The sequence below is a fragment of the Streptococcus mitis genome (assembly GCF_965111735.1).
In the GTDB taxonomy this organism is placed as follows: Bacteria; Bacillota; Bacilli; order Lactobacillales; family Streptococcaceae; genus Streptococcus; species Streptococcus mitis_DR.
In genome coordinates this window covers 812,815-828,121 of record NZ_OZ217346.1, presented here as the reverse complement: position 1 = coordinate 828,121, position 15,307 = coordinate 812,815, and the positions used below count along the sequence as shown (strand labels likewise).

At 41.3% G+C, this 15,307-nt stretch carries 11 protein-coding genes; all 11 read right to left on the bottom strand.

The window, feature by feature from the left end:
• Window positions 1-15 precede the first annotated feature (15 nt).
• The 11 genes from ACLV7W_RS04050 to era all read right to left on the bottom strand — a co-directional run bounded on the left by ACLV7W_RS04050 (window position 16) and on the right by era (window position 15,298).
• Window positions 16-969, bottom strand: coding sequence for a competence protein CoiA (locus ACLV7W_RS04050; protein ID WP_411865481.1), 954 nt, complete (start codon window positions 967-969; stop codon window positions 16-18).
• 275 nt (window positions 970-1,244) lie between these two features.
• Window positions 1,245-7,301: a SasC/FmtB family protein gene (locus tag ACLV7W_RS04045; RefSeq protein WP_411865480.1), complete on the bottom strand. Its 6,057-nt coding sequence runs from the start codon at window positions 7,299-7,301 to the stop codon at window positions 1,245-1,247.
• Window positions 7,302-7,552: 251 nt separating this feature from the next.
• Window positions 7,553-8,413: an SAM-dependent methyltransferase TehB gene (gene tehB / locus ACLV7W_RS04040; protein WP_411865479.1), complete on the bottom strand. Its 861-nt coding sequence runs from the start codon at window positions 8,411-8,413 to the stop codon at window positions 7,553-7,555.
• Between the two features lie 14 nt (window positions 8,414-8,427).
• A complete protein-coding gene (smpB, locus tag ACLV7W_RS04035) occupies window positions 8,428-8,895 on the bottom strand; it encodes an SsrA-binding protein SmpB (protein WP_001051750.1) in 468 nt (155 codons plus the stop codon).
• On the bottom strand, window positions 8,858-11,212 hold the full coding sequence (gene rnr / locus ACLV7W_RS04030; protein WP_411865478.1) for a ribonuclease R: 2,355 nt from the start codon (window positions 11,210-11,212) through the stop codon (window positions 8,858-8,860). The genes smpB and rnr overlap by 38 nt, the downstream gene beginning before the upstream one ends.
• A 100-nt stretch (window positions 11,213-11,312) precedes the next feature.
• Entirely contained in the window at window positions 11,313-11,546 is a 234-nt protein-coding gene (gene secG / locus ACLV7W_RS04025; RefSeq protein ID WP_000282517.1) for a preprotein translocase subunit SecG, read from the bottom strand.
• Between the two features lie 39 nt (window positions 11,547-11,585).
• A complete protein-coding gene (gene rpmG / locus ACLV7W_RS04020; RefSeq protein ID WP_001809104.1) occupies window positions 11,586-11,735 on the bottom strand; it encodes a 50S ribosomal protein L33 in 150 nt (49 codons plus the stop codon).
• Entirely contained in the window at window positions 11,735-12,934 is a 1,200-nt protein-coding gene (locus tag ACLV7W_RS04015) for a multidrug efflux MFS transporter (protein ID WP_411865477.1), read from the bottom strand. The genes rpmG and ACLV7W_RS04015 overlap by 1 nt, the downstream gene beginning before the upstream one ends.
• Before the next feature lies 1 nt (window position 12,935).
• Window positions 12,936-13,526 carry a dephospho-CoA kinase gene (gene coaE, locus ACLV7W_RS04010; RefSeq protein ID WP_411865476.1) on the bottom strand — a complete coding sequence of 197 codons (591 nt, stop codon included), beginning with the start codon at window positions 13,524-13,526 and terminating at the stop codon, window positions 12,936-12,938.
• Window positions 13,526-14,350 (bottom strand): DNA-formamidopyrimidine glycosylase, encoded by an 825-nt coding sequence (mutM, locus tag ACLV7W_RS04005; protein ID WP_411865475.1) that lies wholly within the window; start codon window positions 14,348-14,350, stop codon window positions 13,526-13,528. Before mutM ends, coaE begins: the two co-directional genes overlap by 1 nt.
• 48 nt (window positions 14,351-14,398) lie before the next feature.
• Window positions 14,399-15,298: a GTPase Era gene (era, locus tag ACLV7W_RS04000; protein WP_000143264.1), complete on the bottom strand. Its 900-nt coding sequence runs from the start codon at window positions 15,296-15,298 to the stop codon at window positions 14,399-14,401.
• Window positions 15,299-15,307 lie beyond the last annotated feature (9 nt).

Genomic DNA, 15,307 nt, shown 5'->3' with positions numbered 1-15,307 from the left:
ATTCCTCCATCCTTTCTATTCTACCATATTTTTCAAGAAATATTGCTGATAAAAGGCTGGTGGATAAAGCTTTTGCCAATCATTTTGAGGATTTTCTTGGTAATAGGTGTAAAAGTGCTGATAATAGCTGGTCAAATCTTGCTCAATCTGGAAAAATTTGCCTACTAGTGGCCGAATTTGTGGATACCATTCTTTTAGCCCATAAGTCAGGAGATTTTCTCCCTTTTGATAGGCTTCTGCTTGTTCTTTCATCCAAAAGGGATGTTGATAGTACAGCTGTTGCCGGATATAGCGACAAATGCCCTTGTCCTGAGAAACTGTAAAATGAGATATTTTTTGTTTCTTATAAGGAAAACGCAATATTTCCAATAAACTAGCTTGACCATAGGGAAATTCCTTGATTTGATAATGGAGTTTACCACGGAGGTCTTGGTGAATCAGGTATTTGAGCCTTAAAAGCTGTTTTTCCTTATCTAATTCCCAAACATAAAAGCCCATGTTGTGACTAAAATAGAGAAAACCTTGTTGCAGACGAGTTAAACGCTCCTTGAGCCAAAGTTTTTGACCCAGCAACCACAGTACTTGATAACCCTGACTACGATAGCCCTCACTTCGCTCTTTAAGAACTTTTTGAGGCAAGGGGCTACACTGAACCTCTAGAGCTAGATTGCCATTTACAAATACATCTGCAATCTGTTTAAGCTCTGGAAGCGGGTATTCTAATTGCACCTCTGCCTCTTTTTTCAACCACTGATAGAGAGATTCCTTATTGGCCAAGTGTTCTGGACTTTCATTTTCAAATGAAAAACCACAGTCTTTTAAAGATTTATGGGCAAAATGGGTCCGTACACTTGGTCCTTGACGCAAACGGAGCTGACCTCCACAAGCGGGGCAGGTATATGCTTGTTTCTCGAGCCTATCCTCTAACACATTTACCAACTGTCCCCTAGCATCTCTCGCAACAAACATGATTTCCCTCCTTTTCTATATTATTCGTAAAAATTAATAATCGTATTTTTAATTATCGAAGATGTGAACTAAGAGATTAGGAAAGTCAAATTAATTTCTAACAATGCTTCAGAAGTCATGTCCTACTATTCCAGTTTCGATACTTTATATAATTGACAAAGAAACAAAATCTCCTAGCAATCAATGGACTACTAGGAGATTTTTTAAGAAATTCTATATAAGCTATAAAATCAAATACAAATTTTACTAAAAGATTAGATTAGTTCATATATAAATTATACTTCTTCATCTTCTTTACGACGACGGCCTACAAGACCTAGACCAAGTACTGCACTTGCGGCAGCTGCTACCATAGCTACAGTAGAATCTGCTGTACCTGTATTTGGCAATTCTTTAGATTCTTTACGCACATTTGCTTTAACTGCTACTGTTGGGGTTACAGCTTCAATTGCTGCTATACCGTCTGTTTGAGCTGTTGCTACTCCTGCATTGTCCGTTGCTGCGTCAATTGCTTGATTTGCTTTTGTTGCTGCGTCTTGTGCTGCTTGTTTAGCCGCATCTTTTTCTTCTTTCGTTGCGTTTGGAGTACCTTCAAGTGCTGTTAATTTTTCTGCTAATTTTTTCGCTACTTCAGCTTTAGCCGCTGCTTTAACTGCTACTGTTGGGGTTACAGCTTCAATTGCTGCTATACCGTCTGTTTGAGCTGTTGCTACTCCTGCATTGTCAGTTGCTGCGTCAATTGCTTGATTTGCTTTTGTTGCTGCGTCTTGTGCTGCTTGTTTAGCCGCATCTTTTTCTTCTTTCGTTGCGTTTGGAGTACCTTCAAGTGCTGTTAATTTTTCTGCTAATTTTTTCGCTACTTCAGCTTTAGCCGCTGCTTTAACTGCTACTGTTGGGGTTACAGCTTCAATTGCTGCTATACCGTCTGTTTGAGCTGTTGCTACTCCTGCATTGTCAGTTGCTGCGTCAATTGCTTGATTTGCTTTTGTTGCTGCGTCTTGTGCTGCTTGTTTAGCCGCATCTTTTTCTTCTTTCGTTGCGTTTGGAGTACCTTCAAGTGCTGTTAATTTTTCTGCTAATTTTTTCGCTACTTCAGCTTTAGCCGCTGCTTTAACTGCTACTGTTGGGGTTACAGCTTCAATTGCTGCTATACCGTCTGTTTGAGCTGTTGCTACTCCTGCATTGTCAGTTGCTGCGTCAATTGCTTGATTTGCTTTTGTTGCTGCGTCTTGTGCTGCTTGTTTAGCCGCATCTTTTTCTTCTTTCGTTGCGTTTGGAGTACCTTCAAGTGCTGTTAATTTTTCTGCTAATTTTTTCGCTACTTCAGCTTTAGCCGCTGCTTTAACTGCTACTGTTGGGGTTACAGCTTCAATTGCTGCTATACCGTCTGTTTGAGCTGTTGCTACTCCTGCATTGTCCGTTGCTGCGTCAATTGCTTGATTTGCTTTTGTTGCTGCGTCTTGTGCTGCTTGTTTAGCCGCATCTTTTTCTTCTTTCGTTGCGTTTGGAGTACCTTCAAGTGCTGTTAATTTTTCTGCTAATTTTTTCGCTACTTCAGCTTTAGCCGCTGCTTTAACTGCTACTGTTGGGGTTACAGCTTCAATTGCTGCTATACCGTCTGTTTGAGCTGTTGCTACTCCTGCATTGTCAGTTGCTGCGTCAATTGCTTGATTTGCTTTTGTTGCTGCGTCTTGTGCTGCTTGTTTAGCCGCATCTTTTTCTTCTTTCGTTGCGTTTGGAGTACCTTCAAGTGCTGTTAATTTTTCTGCTAATTTTTTCGCTACTTCAGCTTTAGCCGCTGCTTTAACTGCTACTGTTGGGGTTACAGCTTCAATTGCTGCTATACCGTCTGTTTGAGCTGTTGCTACTCCTGCATTGTCCGTTGCTGCGTCAATTGCTTGATTTGCTTTTGTTGCTGCGTCTTGTGCTGCTTGTTTAGCCGCATCTTTTTCTTCTTTCGTTGCGTTTGGAGTACCTTCAAGTGCTGTTAATTTTTCTGCTAATTTTTTCGCTACTTCAGCTTTAGCCGCTGCTTTAACTGCTACTGTTGGGGTTACAGCTTCAATTGCTGCTATACCGTCTGTTTGAGCTGTTGCTACTCCTGCATTGTCCGTTGCTGCGTCAATTGCTTGATTTGCTTTTGTTGCTGCGTCTTGTGCTGCTTGTTTAGCCGCATCTTTTTCTTCTTTCGTTGCGTTTGGAGTACCTTCAAGTGCTGTTAATTTTTCTGCTAATTTTTTCGCTACTTCAGCTTTAGCCGCTGCTTTAACTGCTACTGTTGGGGTTACAGCTTCAATTGCTGCTATACCGTCTGTTTGAGCTGTTGCTACTCCTGCATTGTCAGTTGCTGCGTCAATTGCTTGATTTGCTTTTGTTGCTGCGTCTTGTGCTGCTTGTTTAGCCGCATCTTTTTCTTCTTTCGTTGCGTTTGGAGTACCTTCAAGTGCTGTTAATTTTTCTGCTAATTTTTTCGCTACTTCAGCTTTAGCCGCTGCTTTAACTGCTACTGTTGGGGTTACAGCTTCAATTGCTGCTATACCGTCTGTTTGAGCTGTTGCTACTCCTGCATTGTCAGTTGCTGCGTCAATTGCTTGATTTGCTTTTGTTGCTGCGTCTTGTGCTGCTTGTTTAGCCGCATCTTTTTCTTCTTTCGTTGCGTTTGGAGTACCTTCAAGTGCTGTTAATTTTTCTGCTAATTTTTTCGCTACTTCAGCTTTAGCCGCTGCTTTAACTGCTACTGTTGGGGTTACAGCTTCAATTGCTGCTATACCGTCTGTTTGAGCTGTTGCTACTCCTGCATTGTCAGTTGCTGCGTCAATTGCTTGATTTGCTTTTGTTGCTGCGTCTTGTGCTGCTTGTTTAGCCGCATCTTTTTCTTCTTTCGTTGCGTTTGGAGTACCTTCAAGTGCTGTTAATTTTTCTGCTAATTTTTTCGCTACTTCAGCTTTAGCCGCTGCTTTAACTGCTACTGTTGGGGTTACAGCTTCAATTGCTGCTATACCGTCTGTTTGAGCTGTTGCTACTCCTGCATTGTCCGTTGCTGCGTCAATTGCTTGATTTGCTTTTGTTGCTGCGTCTTGTGCTGCTTGTTTAGCCGCATCTTTTTCTTCTTTCGTTGCGTTTGGAGTACCTTCAAGTGCTGTTAATTTTTCTGCTAATTTTTTCGCTACTTCAGCTTTAGCCGCTGCTTTAACTGCTACTGTTGGGGTTACAGCTTCAATTGCTGCTATACCGTCTGTTTGAGCTGTTGCTACTCCTGCATTGTCAGTTGCTGCGTCAATTGCTTGATTTGCTTTTGTTGCTGCGTCTTGTGCTGCTTGTTTAGCCGCATCTTTTTCTTCTTTCGTTGCGTTTGGAGTACCTTCAAGTGCTGTTAATTTTTCTGCTAATTTTTTCGCTACTTCAGCTTTAGCCGCTGCTTTAACTGCTACTGTTGGGGTTACAGCTTCAATTGCTGCTATACCGTCTGTTTGAGCTGTTGCTACTCCTGCATTGTCAGTTGCTGCGTCAATTGCTTGATTTGCTTTTGTTGCTGCGTCTTGTGCTGCTTGTTTAGCCGCATCTTTTTCTTCTTTCGTTGCGTTTGGAGTACCTTCAAGTGCTGTTAATTTTTCTGCTAATTTTTTCGCTACTTCAGCTTTAGCCGCTGCTTTAACTGCTACTGTTGGGGTTACAGCTTCAATTGCTGCTATACCGTCTGTTTGAGCTGTTGCTACTCCTGCATTGTCAGTTGCTGCGTCAATTGCTTGATTTGCTTTTGTTGCTGCGTCTTGTGCTGCTTGTTTAGCCGCATCTTTTTCTTCTTTCGTTGCGTTTGGAGTACCTTCAAGTGCTGTTAATTTTTCTGCTAATTTTTTCGCTACTTCAGCTTTAGCCGCTGCTTTAACTGCTACTGTTGGGGTTACAGCTTCAATTGCTGCTATACCGTCTGTTTGAGCTGTTGCTACTCCTGCATTGTCAGTTGCTGCGTCAATTGCTTGATTTGCTTTTGTTGCTGCGTCTTGTGCTGCTTGTTTAGCCGCATCTTTTTCTTCTTTCGTTGCGTTTGGAGTACCTTCAAGTGCTGTTAATTTTTCTGCTAATTTTTTCGCTACTTCAGCTTTAGCCGCTGCTTTAACTGCTACTGTTGGGGTTACAGCTTCAATTGCTGCTATACCGTCTGTTTGAGCTGTTGCTACTCCTGCATTGTCAGTTGCTGCGTCAATTGCTTGATTTGCTTTTGTTGCTGCGTCTTGTGCTGCTTGTTTAGCCGCATCTTTTTCTTCTTTCGTTGCGTTTGGAGTACCTTCAAGTGCTGTTAATTTAGCTTTTTTAGCCTTATCAACTTCTAATTTAGCTTGAGCTTTTTGAAGCAACAAAGTCTGGGCGTTAATATCTGCTTGATTTTTTCGATTCGCTATTTCTACATTGTTAGTTTCTTCATTCAATATTTCTTGAGCCTTAGCTAATTCTGCTTGATAAGCAGCCCATGCTTCAGGTGTATAATCGATTTGATTTAATGTTGCTACCTTAGCTGCCTCTGCCTGCAGATCAGCTTTATACATATTAATCTTAACTGTTTGTTGTGCAACTGTATCACTACCTGTTTTTTTAGTTCCGTTATCAATCAGATTTCCTGAAGTTTGATAAGAAACTGTCCCCTCCAATTGTTTTTCAATTGGTTTGTTAGTTGGCAAACTAAAAGTATACGTTAAAGTCTGTTCTCGTTTAGGGTCTAAATTGTTAAAACCAAGGGTCAAACTAGTTCCATTTAGTTGGGCCGAGCTTGTACCTGTTGTTCCAACTAATGTTGCACCTTCTGGCAACTCAACTCTATACTGATTATTTGTAGAAGTTGAGAATCCTTTATTAATGACTTTTACAGTCACAGTAGTATTCACAGTAGTAGGAGTAGCAGAAGTAGCTGTAGATTCATAAGTAGTGTTCACAACTTCAGATACAAGATAAGAACCACTAGCAACACGAACATTACTTACAACTCCTCCTGCATTCTCATCAGATGATATAGCTGGTTTATTGAAACTACTATCATAGCTATGATTTTCTGTACTTCTATTAAGAGCTGTTTCAAATTGAAGTCTTAATTTTGTTAAGCCTTCAGGAACATTTACAAGAACGGACATTTCTCCCATCGGAGTACCAGCATAACCTTTTTCATACCGACCTAGTACAGCTCCTGTTTCTGGATTTTTAACAACTAGTCTTGCTCCATTATTACCACTATTTATATTTACTGTTGTCCCTCTCCAAGTTACCTTAACTTCTTGGCCACCCACTACATCAATATCTTGATAAATAGGACCAAATTCAGGTTTTGGACTGCCACTCCACGATTCTCTTCCTGGATATACTGCTAAAACAGCTCCTATTCCAGAACCTCTGTCACCCGGAAAAGCATCTCCATATTGAGATGCTTTCGCAGTCCAAATAAGAGGAACTGTTGTTGTTGTTGAATTAACAGGTTTCCATCCTGTTAATTTACTTATATCGTTCTTGACAGTAATAGGATCTGATTTTGCAGTTGGAAGTACTGCTCCTTGGCTAGTATCATTAAAATTACCATTTACAATAGCTACATTTGTTGCATTCGTAGCTAGGGGATCTGTGCTTGTTACAGTGCTAGGAGTTGAATCTGTACGGAATGGGTTATTTGTATCCAACGCTTTCCCATTACGTTCATCTCTAGAACCTGAGTTTGCAATAGAATTAGACTCCAAAGTCTTCTCTGCGCTGGTAAGTTTTTTACCTTCACTTAACTTATCAGTTGTATTATCTAATGGTTGTTCTTTTTTCTTTTCAGATTTTGTTTGCAATTTTGATGTCGCTGTAATTAACTTTCTATATGCTGCAGTTAATTCAGTTTGAGTTGTTGCAGTGCTTAAAACAGTTCTTGATTCGTCTAAGATAGTTCTAAGATTATTAACGCTTTCTTCTGTCTTAGTAGCATATGTTCCTTTAGCAAACTTGCCATCAATCTCTTTGATTAAATCTGTTAATTCTTTCTTATCTAGAGTCTCCACCTTCTGGGGTGCTGATTCTGGAGAGGGACTATTTTCAACTGTTGAAGGTTGAGTATTTGTCTCTACTGTTGCAGCAGGACTAGTGGCTACTGTATTACCTTCATAGTTACCATTCTGGACATTCAGTTCTTTAGGTTGCGGTGCTAGTGTCTCCCCATTAGTTGAAGGCACGCTTTGCTCTGCAGCATATACTCCTCCATTTCCTAAAAACATGAAAAACGCAGCTACTGCGACACTAGCTGCACCAAAGCTGACTTTACGAATAGAAAAACGTAATTGCTTTTCACGATCGTGTTTACCTTTATGAAACATCTAAATTTCCTCCAAAATAAATATTTGTATCAAAACTATATTACAGTATTACTTTAATAATGCAATATACCTTTTTTCATGTTTTCTGACCAATTATAATTTTTATGCGTATATATATATATATATACGCATAAAAGTGCTTTTGTTCTATAATTATAGCGATTCTTGAAATAAAAATTACATTGTCAGAAATATTAAATTTTCACAACATTTATAAAAAGGTTGGATATTTCCCCAACCTTCATTCATGTTTATTTGATTTTTTTAGCTAGCATGGTCGCAAAGCGTAGTTGAATACGATTGCCATTTTCATCGCGACGGTGTAAATGGCCTGGATTTTCATTGTACTTGACCAAGTCCCAATCCTTGTAATAGTCTGCCAATTCCCCTTCTTTAAAGGTGAATGGGAAGTTCACTGAGCAAGGATAATCCTCCGTGTCCATGGCACAAACAATAAGATTGTAGCCACCAACAGTAGTTTTCTCCTGCATATTTTTGATAATTGCAGGAATGCGGTCTGCTTGCAAAAACATCAAAACAACTGTCGATACGATGAAATCATAAGCTTGCCCAATACTGGCTGAATTGATATCATAAAGACCAACAGGCATATCTAGGTCTTCCTGCTCAACAATGCTTTGCAAGATTTCAAGGGCCAGTTCATTTTGATCCACAGCTGTCACATCAAAACCTTGCTGGGCTAGAAAGAGTGCATTACGGCCCTGACCACAGCCCAAATCCAAGGCTTTCCCTGGTTTTACTGTCTGCATAGCCTCTAGGACCTCTGAATGAACCTTATTGGTATTGTATTTTTTAGGGAAATAATCCTCAGGTTTACAATAAAACTCCAAATACCATTCCACATCGTCTGTTACAGCCTCCACTCGGTGCCAGGCTTGTGGTTGTGCCATGGGATTGTCGGCTCCTGCTTCAAAGATGTGCTCAGCTAAAACCTCACCATCTTCTGTCAATTCAATAAACTTGAGAGCTCCCTTCAAGACAGTAATTTTCCCCCAAGTTCCAACTTTTGTATTGTGCTTTTGCTGAACAGCCTCTGGCATGGTTTCTTTAGTCCACAAAGGCATACGTTTATAGGCAACTAGTTTTTCCATCTTCATTCCTCTTTTTATCGCTGATTAACAGCTTTCATCACGCGCGCAATATCGCGATTCTGCTCACGACGTTTGATAGACTCCCGTTTGTCATAGTCATGCTTCCCTTTGGCAAGTCCTAAAAGAAGCTTGGCATAGCCATCTTTGATATAGACTTTAAGGGGAACCAGGGTCATTCCTGTCCCTTTGGTCTCCTGTTCCAATTTTTGGATTTGTTTCTTATGGAGCAGGAGTTTACGACGCCGTTCCGGTTCTTGATTCCAGATATTACCCTCTTCGTAAGGTGCGATATGGACATTGCTCAACCAAACTTCTCCATTTTTTACTTGGGCAAAGCCATCCTTGAGATTGATTCGAGCTGCTCGCACACTCTTGATTTCAGTTCCAGTCAGGACCATTCCTGCCTCTAGCGTATCTACGATTGTATAGTCGTGACGTGCCTTTTTATTTTGTGCGACGACCTTTCCCTCGCCCTTTGCCATGCTTGGCTCCTTTCTTAACTACTTCCTTGTAAAAGGGTTTCTTTCCTTTTTTCTTCTTGTCTTTTTGTGAATGCTTGCGCTTATCATTTGATCGTCCTGATTTTCTCTTATCTTCCTTCTTATCTGAACGACGATTTGAACCACGCACTCTGTCACTACGACTAGATTGTTTCAAGCCCTTCTCAATCACATCAAACTCACTTGGGATATATGAGAAGTCAATTTCACCCGTCATCTTGTCGGCTCTTTCAACTCGGATACGGATTTGCTGACCTACACGGAAGGTTGTACCTGATTTCTCCCCACGCAGGGTCAAATCCCGCTCATTGAAATGATAAAATTCAGGTAAATTAGTGATGTGAATTAAGCCTTCGACTGTATTTGGTAATTCAACAAAAAGACCAAATTTAACGATACTTGAAACAACTGCATCATACTCTTCACCAACGTACTCTTCCATGTATTCAGCTTTTTTCATGGCTTCGACTTCACGCTCTGCCTCGATGGCACGGCGCTCACGGTTTGAAGATTGAGTCGCAATCTCTGGAATGACCTGTTCAAAATGATCTGCTACATCCTTAGAACGTCCATAGTCACGAATCATCCGGTGAACAAGAAGGTCAGGATAACGACGAATCGGACTGGTAAAGTGCGTGTAATAGTCCGCGGCTAGACCATAGTGACCATGATTATGCTCAGAATAACGAGCCTGTTGCATCGAACGAAGAAGCATCATTGACAATACATCTGCATAAGGTTCTCCTTCAACAGCACGCATGATGTCTTGGAGGGCTTCCTGACTAATCTCACTGGCAGTCCCATAAATGCGCACGCCAAAACTCGAAGCATAATCAATAAACTTCTGAACCTTTTCAGCCTTTGGCTCCTCGTGAATTCGATAAATGAAAGGCAAATCAAGCTTACTAAAATGCTCGGCAACTGTTTCATTGGCCATCAGCATAAAGGACTCAATCATGCGCTCGGCAACACCACGCTGACGAAGGACGATATCAACAGGCTTACCCTGTTTATCCACTAAAATCTTCGCTTCGTTGGTATCGAAATTGAGTGCTCCACGTTTCACACGCATGTTTTCTAGCCTTTCGTGAAGTTTGGCCATGAGTTCGATGCTTGGAACAATTTTCTGATATTCTTGTCTCTTTTCCTTGTCTCCAGCTAGGATATCATTGACATCACTATAGGTCATACGAAAACTGGTCTTGATAACCGTTTGGGTAATAGTGTAATTAACCACACGACCATGTTTATCAATCTCCATAATAGCAGATTGGGTCAGACGGTCAACTTGAGGATTGAGGGAGCAGATGCCATTTGACAAACGCTCTGGAAGCATTGGAACCACTCGGTCTGTTACATAGACTGAAGTTGCGCGGTTAAGGGCTTCCTTGTCAAGGGCAGAACCCTCAGTTACATAGTAGGAAACATCTGCGATGTGAACACCAAGCTCCAGATTTCCATTTTTCAAGGCCTTGATATGCACTGCATCGTCCAAGTCCTTGGCATCCGCACCGTCAATGGTAAAAGTAATTTCATCTCTCAAATCCAGACGGCCTTCCATATCCTTTTGAGACGGAGCATCCGGCACACTTTCTGCTTCCTTGACAACGGCTTCTGGAAACTCAGATACAATGTCCATAGACTCCAAAACCTCAAGAACATCAATTCCGACATCCGTTGAATGCCCAACCACATCTAGTACACTCGCAACAAAAAAATCATGTTTCTTGCTTGGGTATTTATCGATAAAGACCTTGAGAACTTCGGTTCCCTCTAGTTTTAGAGCTGGTTTCTTCACATAAATCGGTTGACTTATTTTCTGATTTTTTGAACGAATATAGCCAGCATACTTGGGCTTTTCCTGATCTAGAACGATTTGACCTACAACGGTTGTCAAACTGTGTTCTAGGATATCGATAATTTTGGCTTCGGCTGCTGTTCCCTTATTTCGGTCAGCGACTTTCTTAATCACGACCTCAACGGTATCACCATCAATAGCATAGTTGACATCGTTTTTTCCTACAAAAAGGTCGTCCTCCTCGCCTTCCAGACTAACAAAGCCAAAGCCATTTTTATGGGCATGAAAAATCCCCTTGAGAGTAATCTCATGTTTTTTCTTGACTTCCAAGGTTAGACTTCCATCTTCTTCAAAGCGAATCTGGTGTTTTCTTTCCATTAGGGACAAGGTTTTAATCAACTCACGAAAATCCTTGGAACCGTCTTTTCCCAAAGCCTGAGCCAAGTCATTGACAGTCACCTTTCCCTTGTCTTGCAAATATTCTTTTATTCTATCTTTCATATTTTCTTTCTAGATTTTTTATTTTCTTTTACTGTAAAACCTTCTCAAATATCTTTTAAAAATAAAAAGAGGCAAAGACCTAGTCCTGCCCATTATTTTCTTATCTACTTGATAATACCGTCAATGCTAAGGCAATGGCTAGCCAGAAAAAGACTAAAATCCCTGTCAAACGCTGCATTACAGCTTCAAAACCGCGTGCTTTACTGCGTTCAAACAAATCACCTGAGCTGGCATCAAATACATTGCTGGATTGGTTTTTGGTTGGTTGCATGAAAATCGCAATCACAATCACAACAGATAATACTAATAAAATGGTTAATAATAGGTTATACATATCAAACTCCTTAAAATCCTTATTATTTTACCATAAAATCTACTTAGATTCAAGATGTAGGGTTACTTTTCTTTCCTTGGGACAATACTTTAAAACCTCGATCTTGTCTGGATGGGTTTTTGAATTTTTACTGGTTAGGTAATTGATGCTGCCACAAGAGGAGCATTTGAGATTAATTTTTACTCGCACTAGATTTCCTTTACTTTTAATAATGTTCGAAATTGAAGAAGGTTAAAGAGACAACTAAAGGCAACACAAAGGCTTGTCGCATAAAAGACTGCATGGTAGCCAAATTGACCTGCTACTGCAGAACCTGCCATAGGCCCAACGACACCTCCCAGATAAAAGAATACCTGATTAAAGGCAAAGACCCTCGAAATACCAGCTTTGGGCGTTATCTTGCTGAGAAGGGCATTAACTCCGGGAATCAAGGCACCGGTTCCCAATCCAAAGAGGAAACGATAGAGGCCTAGTTGAAGGGGGCTAGAAGCATTAGCACAGAGAAGATAGATGATAACTGAATAAAACTGGGCTACAACCAAGAGACGATGATTGCCCACCTTGTCACCTAACTTGCCCATGACTCCTGCACTTATCATGCTGGAAAAGCCCATACTGGACACAATCAAACCAGAGACAAAAAGAAGATTCTCTGTCTGGCCTAAGTCGCGTACATAAAGAGCCAAAATAGGGCCGATCGATTGGGCTGAAAATTGGATGACAAAACTGGTTAGAAAAAGATTGACCAAAAGATAGGGATATTTAAGTGATGTAAATAATTCCTTTGTTGGAATGGCCTTTTCCTTGGCTACTGGTTGAAAATCTTCCTTAATAAAGCAAATAGTCAAAATAGCAGCTAAAAATAAAAAACTACCAACCAGTAAGAAAACTGTACGAATGCCAAATAATTCTGCTATAAAGCCACCAATAAAGGGACCAGTTAGAGTACCTGCAACTACGCCTGTAGACAAAGTACCTAAGGCAGAGCCTGATTTCTCCTTGGGAACCTGACTGGCTATCAAGGCCGTTGCATTGGGAACAAATCCCGCAAATACACCGTTTAATAAACGAAGAAAGATTAACCAATAGATATTTGGGACAAAGGCCAAGCCTCCCATAGTGATAGTCATGGCAAGACCTGCTCGAATCATCATGGGTTTTCGACCGTATTTGTCAGCAAGAATGCCCCAGATAGGAGAAAAGAGCGCCGCGGAAATAGCAGATACAGAAATAGCTAAACCTGCATAAAAAGCAGCTTGATCACTCCCTACACCTAGATTTTCCACAAAGATGGGCATAAAGGGCACTACCAAAGAAATACTGGCTCCAGTCAGAAAATTACCAAACCAGGAAATGCGCAGATTATCCTTCCAGTTAATCTCTGTCATCTTAGCTACCTCCCTCAAGAAGGGAGAACACCTGAGTAAGAAGCTGGTCCTGATTCCCATTATTATCAAGAATATGGCTGGCTAAATCTTTCTTATTCTCTAAAGGCCACTGGGCTGCCAGACGCGACTTAGCTTCATCCTTGGATAGCTGATCCCTTTTCATTAGGCGTTCTACTTGGACATCTCGGTCCACATAGACCAACCATGTCTCATCAAACCAAGCGCTGTAGTCCTGCTCAAAAAGTAGGGGAATATCCATGAAGAAAATCTCTTCTGTCTGAGCCAATTGGTCTCTTAATGTAGCTAGTTCCTCACGGATAATCTCTCCTTGGATTTGCTTAGACCATTCCTGTTCTTCAGAATTTGAAAAGATGAGACTAGCTAGGAGAGGGCGATTGAGTTCTTCGTTTTCAAGGATTATTTTTTGACCAAAGTGCTGGACTAGAGCCTCAAACAGGTGACCACCAGGTTTCTGTAGTTGGTGGACAACTGCATCGGCATCCACCACTTGAAAACCTTGCTGTCTTAGAAAATTTGTCACAGTTGACTTACCCGAGGCAATTCCTCCTGTGATTCCGATGATTTTTCCCATCAGTCCCTCCTTTGACACTGAGGACAAAAGTGTGTTCCACGTCCGCCTAGTTGGATTTTCTCAATGATAGTGGCACAACGTGAACATTCTTGACCAGCCTTATCATAAACTTGATGAAAATCCTGCATGGTTCCATCTTCCCCAAAGGCATTGGTATAGGTCCGAATGGTCGACCCTCCTTTTTCAACAGCCTGACCCAAAACAGCAATGGTCTGATCATGAATGGCTGTCGCTTCTGATGCAGTCAAAGTCTGAGAAGGTCTTGCTGGATGAACCTGAGCTCGCCAGAGAACCTCATCCACATAGATATTTCCAAGGCCAGCTACCAAGGTCTGGTCTAAAAGGTGGGATTTGATAGGCTTTTTAGACTTGGCTAGGGCAGCTTGAAAGACCTGCAAATCAAAGTCTTGCTCCCTTGGTTCAGGCCCTAATTTCTTAGAAATAAAGTAGGCTTCCAAAAGGTCAGGAGCCAAGAGTTCCATAGTACCAAACTTGCGTACATCCTCATAAACAAGCGTTCCACCATCCTCAAACTGGAAGAAAACATGGGCATGCTTGCGTTCAGGTGCTTGGTCTGGATAGTAAAAATACTTGCCCTCCATGCGCAAATGGGAAATCAAGACCTTGTCTGTCAGATAAAAAAGCAAATATTTGCCACGACGTCCCATTGACTCAACAATCTGACCAGGCACTTCCTTTCGAAACTCGTCCAAATCCGTCTTAATCATCTTGGGATAGCGAATTTCTATACTCGAAATCCTCTTACCCAGAATCAATTTTTCCAAGCCACGGCGAACAGTTTCAACCTCAGGTAATTCAGGCATAAGTCCTCCTTCTGTAAAAACAAGAAGCAGGCATGAGCCCACCTCTACTTAGTATTCTTTTTCATTATAGCCAAAGTCAGCTAAATCTAGCTTTTTATCGCGCCAGTTTTTCTTGACCTTGACCCATGTTTCTAGGAAGACCTTGTCTCCTAGCATGAGTTCGATATCACGACGGGCCATACTACCAATTTTCTTAAGCATAGCACCACCTTTACCGATGATAATCCCTTTTTGGCTATCTCGCTCGACCATAATGGTTGCACGGATATGGACCTTATCTGTCTCTTCATCTCGTTTCATAGAATCCACAACTACTGCTACCGAATGCGGAATCTCTTCACGAGTTAGATGCAAGACTTTCTCGCGAACCATTTCTGAAACCAAGAAACGTTCTGGATGGTCTGTGATTTGATCAGACGGGAAATACTGGAAACCTTCGTCCAGATTCTCACTCAAAATATCAACTAGACGAGACACGTTATTTCCCTGAAGGGCTGAGATTGGAACAATTTCCTTGAAGTCCATCTGATTACGGAAATCATCAATCTGAGACAAAAGCTGGTCTGGGTGGACCTTATCAATCTTATTCACCACCAGAATCACAGGGACCTTGGCAGCCTTAAGACGCTCAATAATCATGTCGTCCCCCTTACCACGCGCTTCATCAGCGGGCACCATGAAAAGAACAGTATCCACTTCACGAAGGGTACTATAGGCAGATTCGACCATGAAATCTCCAAGAGCCGTTTTAGGCTTGTGAATCCCTGGTGTGTCGATAAAGACAATTTGCTCCTTATCGGTCGTGTAAATTCCCATGATTTTGTTGCGCGTTGTCTGCGCCTTGTCACTCATGATGGCGATTTTTTGCCCCATAACGTGATTCAAAAAAGTTGACTTCCCAACATTGGGACGTCCTAAAATGGCTACAAAGCCTGATTTAAAAGTCATAATTTCCTC